The organism is Paenibacillus sp. FSL H8-0315, assembly GCF_038005365.1.
Classification (GTDB): domain Bacteria; phylum Bacillota; class Bacilli; order Paenibacillales; family Paenibacillaceae; genus Paenibacillus_AQ; species Paenibacillus_AQ odorifer.
In genome coordinates this window covers 221,493-235,171 of sequence record NZ_JBBOTA010000001.1, presented here as the reverse complement: position 1 = coordinate 235,171, position 13,679 = coordinate 221,493, and the positions used below count along the sequence as shown (strand labels likewise).

Genomic DNA, 13,679 nt, shown 5'->3' with positions numbered 1-13,679 from the left:
TTGGCATTTAAGATTGCTGGATTGAAGGGAATAAGATTAATACTGATGCTGATTTTGATAGCGTGGGTGGTCACGGCTTGTTCATCTCCTCCCCCGGAACCTACTCAGCAGCCCCAGCCGACAGAGGCACCTGAAGAAGGTCAGACGATAACCCTGATTACTCCAGACGCCAATCATATTGACAATGATAGCGCTCCGAAATATCAAATTCAGACTCGTCTTACAGATTTTCAGCTGCTTAGTGAAAGTGAGGGTCTGGCCTGGGGGGTTACCAAAAACGAACTCCGGTTGTACTTGACCCGGGATAACGGAGCAACTTGGGCTAATATTTCACCAGCACCAAATGTGCAGTTCCTCTCCAATCCTGTGTATGGGAAGGGGATTTTCTTCACGGATCCATCTCATGGTTGGATTATAAGAAGTGCTTTTGGCTCGACAGAAACGATTGTGCTGCGAACCACAGATGGTGGCCAAAGCTGGAAAATCTCATCTTTAGGAGATGTGAATACAGTATCCTCTGTATATTTCAACTCACCCAGAAAGGGTTGGCTGATGACCTCATGGAACGCTTCTTCCAACAAAGAGAACAAGGCACTTTTTTCAACGACAGACGGTGGGGCCACTTGGGAAGAAGTGATGCAGAATGAGCAATACAATCCGAATTTCCCAAATGATTCGATACCGTTTGCCGGGGTCACCACTGGAATGATTTTTCGCAATAGTACACATGGATTTGTGACACTACAGACAGGTGCTCTTCCCAAAATCTTTATGACAAAAGATGGCGGTAAGAGCTGGAGCCTCGGGCCAGCTTTTCTAGTTAACGAACGTTTAGAAGATTGTGACCGAGTAATTACTGGCAAACCGGAGTTCTTCGATGCTAGTAAGTCTACTGGTTGGATGTCTGTTGGCTGTCAAAAGGATAAAGAAAAAACGATCACTTACCATGGATATTTTACAGCTAACGGCGGTGCTAATTGGAAATTCGCTTCCTTTGGATTGAACGCACAAGCTGGTGTTAATCGTCTAATTGCTCCGACTTTTTTGAATTCACAGATCGGTTGGACCATACTCGGCGACACCCTTTACCATACGATTGATCAAGGAGCGACCTGGTTACCTCTTAAAGAGAGCAGTGTACTGCGATCTAAGCTTTTGGAATATCCGGAGATTGTAAAGCTACAGTTTTTTTCCACTGAGGTGGGGTGGCTTTTGATTGAGAAAAAAGAGGACAAGCGCTCGATACTGTTACAGACTACGAATGGTGGTATCAGCTGGCGCGTAATGTAATAAGGAATAAGAACCTGCCTGATGGTAGGTTCTTTTGTTGTTAGCAGAGTGGGGGTTTATTGTTGTTTGTGAATGATTGAATATAAGGAAAAAACTTATTTAAAATTTTCTTTATAAATGTGAAAAAAATCACATGACATTTAAAGAATCCTGTGATATATTTAACACATAGAAAACAAGTTCAAATTTTCACAAACTCAGACATCGAATAGGAGAGATTACAATGAAAACATTCGAAACAGATTATATGACAAGAAACCTTTTGCAACTTTGCTACAACTGTGATGACGCTCATCTTTGTGAAACTGAAGAACAATGCAGAGCTTGCTGGGCTGAAAATGGAATGTTAGATGATCAGACAGACGAAACTAAGAAATTGCTAGACCTAGTTCATGCTTAATTTAATAACTGAAAACTCTGTATAGAGACCACTCGAATTCTTGATTTCTAAGAAAACGAAGTGGTCTTTTTTGCATCTAGTCTCACTTATTTAATGCTTTCTGGACTAGATGAGGCATATACATGTACAGAAGTACCCAGAACGCAGCAATTAGGCTGAATTCAAGAGGAAGAAGGGGGAAACTGTCATGGGAATGGGCCCGGATCTTTCATGGATGTTTGATTTTGCCGGAACGGTGATGCCGATCTTTATCGTTGTTATGATTGGTATTCTTGCTATATCAGCAGGCAGGGGCTTGCTTCAATGGGGCAGGAACAATGGCTCCCCCATACTAACAATCCCTGCACATATCGTTAGCAAACGGACTGAAGTACGACAGCAGCAGCTTCAGGAAGAGAATGGCTCAACTCGTACAAGTACAACTTACTATTTAACGTACGAGCTGGAGGGTGGTAGTCGCATGGAATTTAAAGTAGATGGCCATGAATATGGCTTGAGTGCAGAAGGCGATAGAGGAATGCTTACTTATCAAGGAACCAGATATCATGGATTCCAACGACAGCCACAATACTCAACTGCGGAGTAGTCATTTGTATTAAATCAAAACAGCGATCCTCATGCTCATGGTGGATCGCTGTTTTGCGTTTTGGTTATGTACCATTCAAGCTCATTGATACCGTAGCTCTCAAAGCTCACTGACCTCGTAGTTCTCAAAGCTCACTGTAGGTGCGATCATCTATTAAGTGTCAGATCTTCATTACCCTCTCACCTTGCGGACCCAGATGACGTTATTTGCAAATTCACAGTCTTTTGAGCCTAGTTTCGGACTCCAATGCAGCTATTCATTAGAAAGAGGCTTATAATCGGTGCTTTGCGGGCCAATAGGGGCTTTAGGGTCCGATAGAATCTCAAAAGTGGATTAATATCGCGAATAAGGTCAGCTGTGTCCGATAGCGCCTTTTGAGCGGGTGCTGACATTGACATCGATATCAGCACCGATTCGACGCTGCCACCGACCCCGACTCAGACGCTGCAGCGCAAATGTAATTGGACATACGCAGCTTAGAGTGTAGATAATGGGGATTTGCTGAGTGGTTAAAAGGAAAGATCCCTACTCTAAAAAATAGGCGGGAACTGTCACCTCTTAGGCGAATGCACATACTATACAGCATGCAGTTAAGAACGAGGTTGCTACAAGAAGTGACCCCAAGGAGGAGACAGCGTGGCCGTCATCAAAACGAACTCGGAAGATGTGAAGGTGCTGGCGCGGTTGATGAGAGCGGAAGCTGAGGAAGATGGAGATCTCGGCATGCTCATGGTCGGCAATGTTGGCGTCAACCGGATTCTTGGCAATTGCTTGGACTTTAATAACATTCGGAATGTGAATGATATGGTCTATCAAAGTCCTGGAGGTTTCGAAGCGCCGCAGAAGGGATACTTCTACCAGCGAGCCAGAGAAGCAGATATCCGTCTAGCCAAACGTGTAATTGCTGGTGAAAGAACCTGGCCAGCTACCAATGCTTTGTGGTTCTTCAGACCCGCAGGTGATTGTCCTGCAACCTGGTATAACCAACAAAACACAGGCCGCTTTAAAGCCCATTGCTTCTTTACTCCGACCGGAGAAGATTGCCCGACTGTATTTATCGGCAATTAGCATGGTAACTGTGCAAAGAGAATTACTCAATAAAATGAGTAATTCTCACAGAAAGTTAGTGTGATTTCAATTGTGTCCAAATGTAAGTTTCATTAGTGTCCAAAGGAGCTCATGCTCTGATAAACATTTAGGAGGTTTCAGTAAATGATCGTTCAACCTTACCGCCCCGTAACTTATACCATCGGTAGTGTCTCTTCTTCAGGTATGCCAATGTCTTCCGGAATGCCGATGTCATCAGGAATGCAAGGCATGGGCAGCATGCCACCCCAAGTAAGCAGTGGTAGTCCAATGACTCCAGGGGGAGTAGTAGTTCAGAATCCACCACAAACGTTCGAACAATCCTACATTGAGAATATTTTCCGCCTGAATTTAGGAAAAGTAGGTACGTTTTATTTTACTTATGAGAACAATAAAGACTGGAATGCCAAAGTTTACAAGGGTGTGCTGGAAGCGGCAGGCCGTGACCACATTATTATCAGTGACCCTGCGACTGGCCAACGCACCGTCTTACTTATGATTTATTTTGATTATGCTACCTTCGATGAGCCCCTTACTTACCAATACCCAGGTGTAATTGGCAATCCTCCAACGATGAGAAATTGTCGCTAAATTTAACCTATCTTCGATGAGAAGAACTCCAACGCCAAACGGTTAGGAGTTCTTTTTATTTGTGATGAATTTATGGAATAATCTTGATAATCATCGCCCATTTTTTTTCAAAAGGACACGCATGCTTGCGGTTTGCCCCAATATATTAATATAATAAAGTATATATTCAAAAACGTGATTCTAGACTGGAGATGAAACCATTGGGAAATTGATACTGAAAGGAACAAACGGCAAGCATTTTGCCAATACTCTGAAAAAACGAAGGAGGTGGGCCTATCCATCCATGTACGGAAAATGGTGGATAGGAGTATAAATTGAGCGACCCTTTACCCGGTATATTACATGTTGGTCTTATTATTTTGTTGGTATTGTTAAACGGATTTTTTGTTTCAGTCGAATATGCAATGGTGAAAGTACGAAGTGGTAGAATTGATACCCTGATTGAAGAAGGTAGTAAAAAAGCTTTTAATGCAAAAAGCATTGTCAGCAACCTGGATGGCTATCTCTCAGCCTGTCAGCTCGGCATTACATTGGCTTCGCTTGCATTAGGGTGGCTGGGTCAACCAGCTATAGCTAATCTTATCGGGCCTTTATTAGGAAGCATAGGTTTAGGAGAAACTGCTGTTAATGTTGTATCTTTGGTTATTGCTCTTATGTTCATTACTATCTTGCATATCGTATTAGGTGAGCTTGCACCTAAGACCATTGCTGTTAACAAGGCTGAATCTGTCCTTTTACTAACAGCAGGACCGATGAATGTATTTTACAAAATCATGTATCCAGTGATATGGATCGTTAATGGGCTGGCGCGTGGTTTACTGCAAATTTTCCGATTAGCCCCGGCTTCAGAGCTGGGAACGGCGCATACGGAAGAAGAAATTCGTATTATCATGCAGGAAAGTAACAAAAGCGGCTTTATCGATAATACTGAAATGGCGTTAGTTGACAATATTTTTGAATTTGTGGATACCATGGCTCGGGAGATCATGATTCCGCGGACAGAGATGATCTGTCTGAATAATCATGTTTCTGCTGAGGAGAACCTTGAGATTGCCTATGATGGCATGAGGACACGTTATCCCGTCTGTGACGGTGATAAGGATCATATTTTAGGCTTCATCCATATAAAGGACTTAATTAAGGATCGTCCACAAAGTTATCAGAAATTAATTCGTCCAATATTGACCGTGCCGGAATCCATTCAGATTAGTGCTTTGCTGAAAGTTATGCAGCGTGCGAAGACACAAATCGCCATATTGATCGATGAGTATGGGGGTACTTCAGGAATGGTGACACTGGAAGATATCATGGAGGAAATTGTTGGAGAAATTCAGGATGAATTTGATGAGGAACGTCCCGGTGTTGAGAAGCTTGGCGAGGATGAACACTCCATTGACGGTTTGATGCTTATTGAAGAGATTAATGATCTTTTAGGTCTTCATATGGAGACTGAGGATTACGATACGATAGGCGGCTGGCTGTATTCTAAATTGGAGGTTAATCCACCTCAAAAAGGGCAATCCGTAGAATTTGATGATCATCTATTTATTGTAGAAGAGACTGAGAATAAGCGAATTTCTCGAATTAAGCTATTGCGGTTACAGTTATTGAATGAAGAAGCTGGAGCTTGATGGAATTTTATATTTTCAAAATAAGAGCAGCGTTTCTCCTTTTGGAGTCACGCTGTTTTTTTTGACCATACTGTTTGCCAAAAAGAGATTAATAATTATATAATTTTAAATGTATATGATAAAAACTACATTAGTCCCTAGAGGACAGAAAGGAATTCTCCTTGAGTAAACCTAAAAAAAGTCCAAATGTTCCCCAGTTGAGCAAACAAGAGAAACGACGGGTAGAACAGGAGCAACAGAAGCAGAAAACGAGAATTTTAGTTATTAGTTCAATAGCTGTAGTAGTTATCATTTTTGTTGGATTGTTTATGTTAGCTTCGAAAGATGCAGCAAAGAATGTCTCTACAGGAGAACCGGTAGAATTCAATTACAGTGAGCTACCTAGGATTGGTAATGAGGATGCACCTGTTAAGCTTGTTGAATTTGGTGATTTCAAATGTCCAGCTTGTTCCCAGTTTGCTGGCTCCATGAAACCGAAAATTGTTCAAGATTTTGTCAACGAGGGAAAAGCAGCTCTTTACTTTGTAAATATGGCTTTCGTTGGTCCTGACTCTGAGACAGCTTCACTAGCTGCATTGTCTGTATACCATCAGAATAAGGATGAATTCTGGAAGTTCTATGATGCTGTGTATGCGCAGCAAGGGGATGAGAGCGTGGAATGGGCCACTGAGGATTTCTTGGTAAGCCTTGCTGAAAAAGAGAAATTAGCGATCGATTACGATCTGTTGCGTAAAGACATCCAAGAGAAAACTTATGCAGATGAGCTGAAGAAAGACATTCAGTTGGCAACTGACGCAGGCGTGACAACTACGCCTTCGCTCTACATTAATGGAGTGAAAACGGCTGAACCTTTCGATATTGAAGCGATTACATCTGAAATTAACACCGCCGCAAAAGCAGTGGAGGCAAAGTGACAAAATTCCTATCTTTTTGCAAGCGTAACTGCCTCTATCTGGCCTGGTTCGTCTCTTTGGTTGCTGTAGCTGGTAGCTTGTATTTAAGTGAAGTCTTGAAGTATGAACCTTGTAAGCTTTGCTGGTTTCAGCGGATTTTTATGTATCCGCAGTTATTTTTGTTGGGAATTGCCACTTTCCGTGGAGATAAGCGCGTCATTCCTTATGTGCTTCCATTAAGTTTGATTGGTGGCAGTATCTCAATCTATCATTATGCGGAACAGAAGATTCCAGCATTAAGTAAAGTTCTACCTTGTACAATTGGTGTTCCTTGTAATAAAGATTATTTGAACTACTTCGGATTTATTACGATTCCTTTGTTAGCTTTAATCGCTTTTGCTCTAATTAGTCTCCTTCTTTGGTATGGACGTAAGGAAGAAGAAATGATTGAAGTAGATGCAGAGGAGAGCTTAGGATTTTAGTTTTCACTTTGGAAGGTACAAAAAAGCTGAAAAGGTATTAAAATCACGGGCTAGAGGGATAATTGAAGATAATGAAAGAGAGCATCCAATAAGACGCTATATTTGAGCTTATTGGATGTTTTTTCATTCTTTTTTCATTTTTTTCAACGCTTTACTGTAGGCACTTTGTAGACTAATATTAGACCTTGTGAGAAGTTGAATATGCGCTGAATTTTCTTAGGAAAAACGGGGGAACCAAACTTGGCATTCATGCCAATGGGGTGAATCGGAACCGGGTCGAACAGACCTCTACCGTAGGGCTATAACCACAGCCCGAATCCGCCAGCTAACCTCGTAAGCAAGGTGGGAAAATGACCATGCATAAGCATGCGGATCATTTCCGTATGCTTATTTTTGTGTCTGCATTTATGAAATCCACCGATGAAAACAGCGCACGGAAATTCCGTTTCAGCTCCCAAAGAAAGGAACTGTATCCACCATGGTAAGCAAGGTAAAACGACTATTGATCGGACGTCCGATGAAGTCGAATGAACTCGATCATGAAAAGTTATCCAAGGTTAAAGCACTGGCTGTTCTGTCTTCTGATGCGCTCTCGTCTGTAGCCTACGGAACGGAACAAATTCTGATTGTACTAGTGGCTGCCGGGTTTACTGCCATCTGGTATTCCCTGCCAATTGCATTAGCCGTATTGGGCCTGCTGGCCATCCTGATTTTATCCTATCGGCAGACGATTTTTGCTTATCCGCAAGGAGGCGGAGCTTATATCGTAGCCAAGAGTAATCTTGGTATTCCGACAGGGCTGCTCGCTGGGGGTTCATTATTGGTGGATTACATTCTTACCGTAGCGGTTAGTGCCTCGGCAGGGACGGATGCGATCACATCGGCTTTTCCAAGTCTTCATAATCATACTGTTCTCATCGCTGTATCTGTTATCGTTTTATTAACAATCATTAATCTTCGCGGAGTGACTGAATCGGCTTCATTTATCGCAATTCCAGTGTATTTGTTTGTGGTTTCGATTGTTGTTCTGATTATCTCCGGTATCGTTAAATATGCAATGGGTGGCGCGCATGCGAATGTTCCTGAAATAGGCAGCGCCGTATCTAATGTAAGTTTGTTTCTACTATTAAAAGCGTTTAGCTCTGGTTGTTCAGCCCTAACGGGGGTTGAGGCCGTATCTAATGCGATCCCAAACTTTAAAGCACCCGCTGAGAAGAATGCAGCCAAGACGCTAATGATCATGGGACTTATCCTTGGCTTTATGTTTACCGGAATCACTGTGCTGGCGTATTGGTATGGGATTGTGCCAGATGAAAAGGCTACGGTTGTCTCTCAGATCGCTGAATCGACCTTTGGCCGTGGCGGATTGTACTTTTTCATTCAAGGGATTACAGCAGTGATTTTGTTCTTGGCAGCTAATACAGCATATTCAGCGTTTCCGCTGCTCGCCTTTATGTTTGCAAAAGATAAATATCTGCCACATGCATTTATGGTCCGTGGTGACCGCCTGGGCTTCTCAAATGGCATTATTTTTCTAGGAGTTATGTCTATCATACTTGTGACTGCATTCCATGGGAATACGGAAGGTTTGATTCCATTATATGCGGTTGGCGTGTTCATTCCTTTTACCTTATCCCAACTGGGGATGATGGTGCATTGGATCAAAACAAGACCCGCTGGATGGGTGAAAAGATTTGTAGTAAATACCATCGGTATGCTGACTACATTGACGATTACGCTTATATTTATCATTACTAAATTCTCGAGCGTATGGATGGCATTCATTTTCTTACCTGCTGTAATGTTCGTGTTCCACCGTATTCATAAGCATTATTTGAACACTGCGGATCAACTGCGTATATGTCCGGCTACTGATAAACCTGTAATTAAAGGAAGTACTGTAGTTGTTCCTGTTGCAGGGGTTACACGTGCTGTATTACATTCCATCAGCTATGCGAAGTCTCTAACAGATAATGTTGTTGCTGTGTATGTAGGCTTTGATGAAGAAGACATTCATAAGATGGAGCAACGGTGGGAGGAATGGAATCCAGGTGTACGCCTGATTGTTCTTCGTTCCAGATATCGTAGTATCATTCGTCCGTTAGTGAAGTTTATCGATACGGTAGAGTGGAAGACCGCTGCGACGGATCACATCACGATTCTGATTCCACAGTTTATTACCAAACATTGGTGGCAAGCCGTGCTTCATAATCAGACCAGCTTTTTAATCCGCTCGTATCTAATGAATCAAAAGGACGTTGTAGTAGCGACTGTCCCGTATCATTTAAATAAATAAGTAGAAGATTAAAGATGAGGTTATATCCGGAACGTTCGGAATATAACCTCTTTTGTATTTTATATGAAGGAAATTGTTGCAAATCCACAGAATTTGAAATTTATATGTTGACACAGAGAATGAGAATCAATATCATTTAAAAGTGAAGCAGAGGTAAAGGTCACCTTTGAATATCAAAGCAGTTACATATAGGAGGGTTTTTAATGTTTTGGCTTAACAGAAAAAGATCAGGAAGCATGAAAGTGACGATGAGCGGACTAATAGTGATGACGCTAATACTTTCCGCTTGTGGTAATAATAATGCTGAAAGCTCATCAAATGCAGGAACAGCGCCTACAACAGCGCCTACAGCAGAATCTACAGAGGCACCTGCTGCACCTAAGACGTTAACAGATGCAATGGGTCATAAAGTAACGATTCCGGCTAATCCACAGCGCGTTCTGGGTTCATATTTGGAAGACTCTTTGGTAACTCTGGGTGTAACTCCAGTAGCTCAATGGTCAGTTACAAACGGCGTTCAGGATTATCTGGCCACTGAATTGAAGGATGTTCCTACAATTAGTTACGACCTTCCGTTAGAGGCTGTAACCAGCTTTGCTCCGGATCTTATTATCATCCCATCGGAGTCTTCTGTTCAGAACGGGATTTACGATCAGTTGAATAAGATTGCACCCACTTATGTAATTGGGGATGAACTAAATCAAGATTGGCGCAAATCGTTGCTCAAGATGGGTGAGATTTTGAACAAAACCCCTGAAGCAGAAAAAGCCATTAAAGATTATGATGTTAAAGCAGCGGCTGCGAAAGAACAGCTTGCAGGAGCTATTGGACAAGAGTCCGCGGCTATTTTATGGTTGGTGCAAAAAAACTTCTATATTGTAGACGAAACCCGCAGCAGTGGAGCTGTATTATATACAGACCTTGGCGTAACGCTGCCTAACTTAGTAACAGAGATCCCAGTAGGAACAAGAGCAACTTGGAATCCGATCTCACTAGAGAAGCTTTCTGAGCTGACCGCAGATCATATTTTCCTTGTAAATAGTGATAAGACTGAGGGTTCGGAGATCCTAGATAGTGCAATCTGGAAGGGCATCCCAGCTGTAAAAGCTGGAAATGTGCATGAAATGAGCTCAACAAGCAGCTGGCTTTACAGTGGTGCGAACGCTGGCAGAAAAATCATTGACGATGTGCTAAAAAGTCTTGTGAAATAAAAGTCGTAATTCACCATGAATGAGACTGATCATTTCGGTGGGGAAGGGCGTGCAGATCAAGTATCTCGGGATACAAAGATCTGCACCATTTTTTTATAAACCAATCCCATAGTACGGAAAAATCGTTCCTGCAATTGTACAACATAAATATTTTTGCGATAATGAGAATGATTGTTGTTATCATAAAAACCATTGTAACTATTGAATAAGGAGACGACTCATGGTTTCACCCTCAGATTTCGCAAATCGTATTAAAAATGAACCCAAAAAAGCTCTACATACCCGACCGGCAGCTGCCATTGGTATTCTTATTTTTGGACTTGCTGCTATTGCCTTCGGATTGGCACTTTCGGTCTCAGTGGGGGCGGCAGATATCAAGTTAGCTACGGTATGGGAAGCTATATTTCATTACAATCCAGATTTACAAAAACATCAGGTGATTAGAGAACTGCGATTTCCACGTGCTATTGCTGGCGCCTTAGTTGGTGCTTGCTTCGCAGTAGCAGGGGCTATCATGCAGGGGATGACAAGAAACCCGCTTGCGGATTCAGGGCTGTTAGGCTTGAATGCAGGAGCAGGGGTAGCGCTGGCCATAGTATTTGCTTTTGCACCCTCACTCTCATTCACTTCACTAATGTTGTATTGCTTTATCGGTGCCGCTGTGGCCTCTTTTATCGTATTCGGAATCGGTTCGCTTTCTTTTAATGGCCTGACCCCCTTGCGATTGACATTAGCAGGTTCGGCAGTTAGTGCTTTATTGGTTGCTATTAGTCAGGGAGTAGCTATTCTTTTCAACTTATCTCAGGACATAGCCTTCTGGTTAGCTGGTGGGATGGGTGGAGCTAGCTGGACTCAGATCAAGATTATATTCCCTTGGGTGGCCGTAGCCTTAATTGCAGCGATGATGTTATCACGATCTGTCACATTGCTCAGCCTAGGAAGAGAAGTAGCGGTTGGTCTGGGGCAGCGGACAAGGTTAGTTCAATTGGCATGTATGATTGTTGTGGTTATCTTAGCTGGAAGTGCGGTTTCAACGGTTGGCCCGATTGCTTTTATAGGACTAATTATTCCACATGTTACACGTTATTTCGTTGGAGTGGACTACCGCTGGATTATCCCTTGCTCGGCAGTTCTAGGGAGCTTATTGATTATCTTTGCAGATATTGCCGCAAGAATGATAAATGCACCTTATGAGACACCGCTAGGAGCTTTAATTGCCATCATCGGCGTACCGTTCTTTATTTATTTAGCGAGTAAGCGGAAGGGGGAGCTGTAATGCCCAAATTAACCCTTACTCCAGATGAAAAAGAACGCCGCACACGCGCCTTAACGGTGTTAGCGCTCCTTGCTATACTGATCGTCGTTGTGTTTATAGTCAGTATGAATACAGGGTTTATGCGTCTATCCCCACTAGAGGTATTACATACACTCATGGGTGATGGAACACATCAGCAAAAGCTTATTTTATTTGATTTCAGATTACCCCGCATCGTAATTTCATTGTTAGTAGGAGCGGGCTTTGCAGTATCGGGCTGTATTCTACAAAGTCTCGCACGTAATGCACTCGCAGAACCGGCTACGCTGGGCATAAGTGCTGGTGCAGGTTTTGCGGTAATCATTTTTATCTCGTTTTTTCCGGCTACAACAGCAGCTCCGGTATTTGTCTTGCCTCTCCTAGCGCTTGGTGGGGCTGGCCTGACCGCAGCTTTAATCTATATTCTTGCCTACCGGAAGGCAGATGGTCTGTCTCCTACAAGGCTGATCCTTATCGGGATTGCGGTCGCTGCAGGAATCAATGCTTGCCAGCTTGTATTGGCACTTAAGCTTGATCCTAATAATTATCAATTTGTAGCTACTTGGATCGCCGGGAAAATATGGGGTGGGGATTGGAGATTCGTCCTTGCTTTGCTGCCTTGGATCGCGATTCTGTTACCGTTCGCCTTCTATAAAGCCCGGGTTCTAAATGTATTGAATCTAGGGGACCATACTTCATTAGGTCTAGGAATGCGTGTGGAGAAGGAACGTATTCTCCTTCTGGTAACAGCCGTAGCGCTTGCCGGCTCCTGCGTCGCGGTAAGCGGAGGTATTGGCTTCGTCGGCCTGATAGCACCACACCTGGCTCGCAGGCTCGTGGGACCCCGCCATCAAGTGTTATTACCTGCTAGTGCTTTGACAGGGGCGCTTCTTATGATTACCGCTGATACCATCGGCAGATGGGTGCTGCAACCTGCGGAAGTTCCGACTGGCATTGTGGTTGCGATTATTGGCGCACCTTACTTTTTATATTTACTCGCCAAGTCTAAAGCGTAAATTAGTTCATACTTAGGAGCATAGCTCCATAAAACTTTTAAGGGAGTTGTAGATCATGTCAGAACGTTTGAATACAGAAGAATTAAGTATTGGGTATGCAGAGGCTACTATAGTTAAAGGCTTGAACTTGTCTATCCCTACGGGGAAAATCACCGCACTAGTGGGCGCTAACGGCTCCGGTAAATCTACAATCCTCAAAACGATGGCCCGGATTATGAAGCCGAAGAGTGGCACCGTAATGCTGGACGGCAAATCGATTCATAACTTTTCAACTAAAGAGGTTGCTCGTCAGCTAGCGATTCTACCGCAGAACCCAACGGCTCCTGACGGTCTGACGGTATCTGAGCTGGTCAGTTACGGTCGCTTCCCTCATCAAAAGGGATTTGGCACGATGACCGCAGAAGATCGCAACATCATCTCCAATGCCATCTCTGTTACGGGCATGGAATCTTTTCATGATCGCCCTATTGACCGTCTCTCTGGTGGACAACGTCAACGCGCTTGGATCGCTATGGCGTTGGCTCAAGAAACAGATATTTTATTCCTTGACGAGCCTACAACGTTCCTAGATATGGCGCATCAGCTCGAAGTTCTTCAGCTTTTGCAAAAGCTGAATGAGGAAGAAGGCCGTACCATTATCATGGTCGTGCATGATTTGAATCATGCTACTCGTTATGCGCAGCATATGGTAGCGATTAAGTCCGGTACTGTGGTTAGCGAAGGCTCACCTACTGAGGTTATGACACCAGATGTATTGCGGGAAGTGTTTGGAATTGAAGCGGATATCGTTCCGGATCCACGTACGGGTGTGCCACTGTGTCTTCCTTACGAGCTTGCTGCCTATAAAGCTGTGTAATTATCATCTAAAATCATATAACGAACAGGCTCCCGTCATTGACAAGG

At 43.3% G+C, this 13,679-nt stretch carries 13 protein-coding genes and 1 riboswitch; all 13 genes read left to right on the top strand.

All coding sequences use genetic code 11. The annotated features are described in order from the left end of the window. The gene (locus MHB56_RS00870) at nt 1-1,290 is read left to right on the top strand and encodes a VPS10 domain-containing protein (protein ID WP_081387753.1); all 1,290 of its coding nucleotides are present in this window, start codon (nt 1-3) and stop codon (nt 1,288-1,290) included. A gap of 223 nt (nt 1,291-1,513) precedes the next feature. Further along, the gene (locus MHB56_RS00865) at nt 1,514-1,690 is read left to right on the top strand and encodes a hypothetical protein (RefSeq protein WP_169744776.1); all 177 of its coding nucleotides are present in this window, start codon (nt 1,514-1,516) and stop codon (nt 1,688-1,690) included. Nucleotides 1,691-1,883: 193 nt separating this feature from the next. Further along, nucleotides 1,884-2,276, top strand: coding sequence for a DUF2500 domain-containing protein (locus MHB56_RS00860; protein WP_036687780.1), 393 nt, complete (start codon nt 1,884-1,886; stop codon nt 2,274-2,276). Between the two features lie 636 nt (nt 2,277-2,912). Next, complete coding sequence (locus tag MHB56_RS00855) at nt 2,913-3,344, top strand: cell wall hydrolase (protein ID WP_076126705.1); 432 nt, start codon at nt 2,913-2,915, stop codon at nt 3,342-3,344. Nucleotides 3,345-3,488: 144 nt separating this feature from the next. Continuing rightward, the gene (gene gerQ / locus MHB56_RS00850) at nt 3,489-3,953 is read left to right on the top strand and encodes a spore coat protein GerQ (RefSeq protein ID WP_036687556.1); all 465 of its coding nucleotides are present in this window, start codon (nt 3,489-3,491) and stop codon (nt 3,951-3,953) included. A gap of 314 nt (nt 3,954-4,267) precedes the next feature. Then, nucleotides 4,268-5,584 carry a hemolysin family protein gene (locus MHB56_RS00845; protein ID WP_036687555.1) on the top strand — a complete coding sequence of 439 codons (1,317 nt, stop codon included), beginning with the start codon at nt 4,268-4,270 and terminating at the stop codon, nt 5,582-5,584. 161 nt (nt 5,585-5,745) lie between these two features. Continuing rightward, on the top strand, nt 5,746-6,498 hold the full coding sequence (locus tag MHB56_RS00840) for a DsbA family protein (protein ID WP_081386224.1): 753 nt from the start codon (nt 5,746-5,748) through the stop codon (nt 6,496-6,498). Further along, the gene (locus MHB56_RS00835; RefSeq protein ID WP_341143152.1) at nt 6,495-6,959 is read left to right on the top strand and encodes a disulfide oxidoreductase; all 465 of its coding nucleotides are present in this window, start codon (nt 6,495-6,497) and stop codon (nt 6,957-6,959) included. The genes MHB56_RS00840 and MHB56_RS00835 overlap by 4 nt, the downstream gene beginning before the upstream one ends. Nucleotides 6,960-7,153: 194 nt before the next feature. Continuing rightward, nucleotides 7,154-7,313: riboswitch (cyclic di-AMP (ydaO/yuaA leader) on the top strand. 124 nt (nt 7,314-7,437) lie between these two features. Continuing rightward, nucleotides 7,438-9,255, top strand: a complete 1,818-nt coding sequence (locus MHB56_RS00830) for an APC family permease (protein ID WP_076126699.1) — start codon at nt 7,438-7,440, stop codon at nt 9,253-9,255. A 203-nt stretch (nt 9,256-9,458) separates the two neighbouring features. Continuing rightward, nucleotides 9,459-10,466 carry an iron-hydroxamate ABC transporter substrate-binding protein gene (locus MHB56_RS00825; protein WP_081383366.1) on the top strand — a complete coding sequence of 336 codons (1,008 nt, stop codon included), beginning with the start codon at nt 9,459-9,461 and terminating at the stop codon, nt 10,464-10,466. 220 nt (nt 10,467-10,686) lie between these two features. Next, complete coding sequence (locus MHB56_RS00820) at nt 10,687-11,742, top strand: FecCD family ABC transporter permease (protein WP_341143151.1); 1,056 nt, start codon at nt 10,687-10,689, stop codon at nt 11,740-11,742. Continuing rightward, nucleotides 11,742-12,776: a FecCD family ABC transporter permease gene (locus MHB56_RS00815; RefSeq protein WP_341143150.1), complete on the top strand. Its 1,035-nt coding sequence runs from the start codon at nt 11,742-11,744 to the stop codon at nt 12,774-12,776. The genes MHB56_RS00820 and MHB56_RS00815 overlap by 1 nt, the downstream gene beginning before the upstream one ends. 55 nt (nt 12,777-12,831) lie before the next feature. Next, on the top strand, nt 12,832-13,632 hold the full coding sequence (locus tag MHB56_RS00810; protein ID WP_036687549.1) for an ABC transporter ATP-binding protein: 801 nt from the start codon (nt 12,832-12,834) through the stop codon (nt 13,630-13,632). The last annotated feature ends 47 nt before the right edge of the window (nt 13,633-13,679 follow it).

What these genes read in the sequence shown, in the direction of transcription:
- MHB56_RS00865 (WP_169744776.1), top strand. Translation starts at nt 1,514, where the DNA reads ATGAAAACATTCGAAACAGATTATATGACAAGAAACCTTTTGCAACTT.
- MHB56_RS00860 (WP_036687780.1), top strand. Translation starts at nt 1,884, where the DNA reads ATGGGCCCGGATCTTTCATGGATGTTTGATTTTGCCGGAACGGTGATG.
- gerQ (WP_036687556.1), top strand. Translation starts at nt 3,489, where the DNA reads ATGATCGTTCAACCTTACCGCCCCGTAACTTATACCATCGGTAGTGTC.
- MHB56_RS00830 (WP_076126699.1), top strand. Translation starts at nt 7,438, where the DNA reads ATGGTAAGCAAGGTAAAACGACTATTGATCGGACGTCCGATGAAGTCG.
- MHB56_RS00825 (WP_081383366.1), top strand. Translation starts at nt 9,459, where the DNA reads ATGTTTTGGCTTAACAGAAAAAGATCAGGAAGCATGAAAGTGACGATG.
- MHB56_RS00820 (WP_341143151.1), top strand. Translation starts at nt 10,687, where the DNA reads ATGGTTTCACCCTCAGATTTCGCAAATCGTATTAAAAATGAACCCAAA.
- MHB56_RS00815 (WP_341143150.1), top strand. Translation starts at nt 11,742, where the DNA reads ATGCCCAAATTAACCCTTACTCCAGATGAAAAAGAACGCCGCACACGC.
- MHB56_RS00810 (WP_036687549.1), top strand. Translation starts at nt 12,832, where the DNA reads ATGTCAGAACGTTTGAATACAGAAGAATTAAGTATTGGGTATGCAGAG.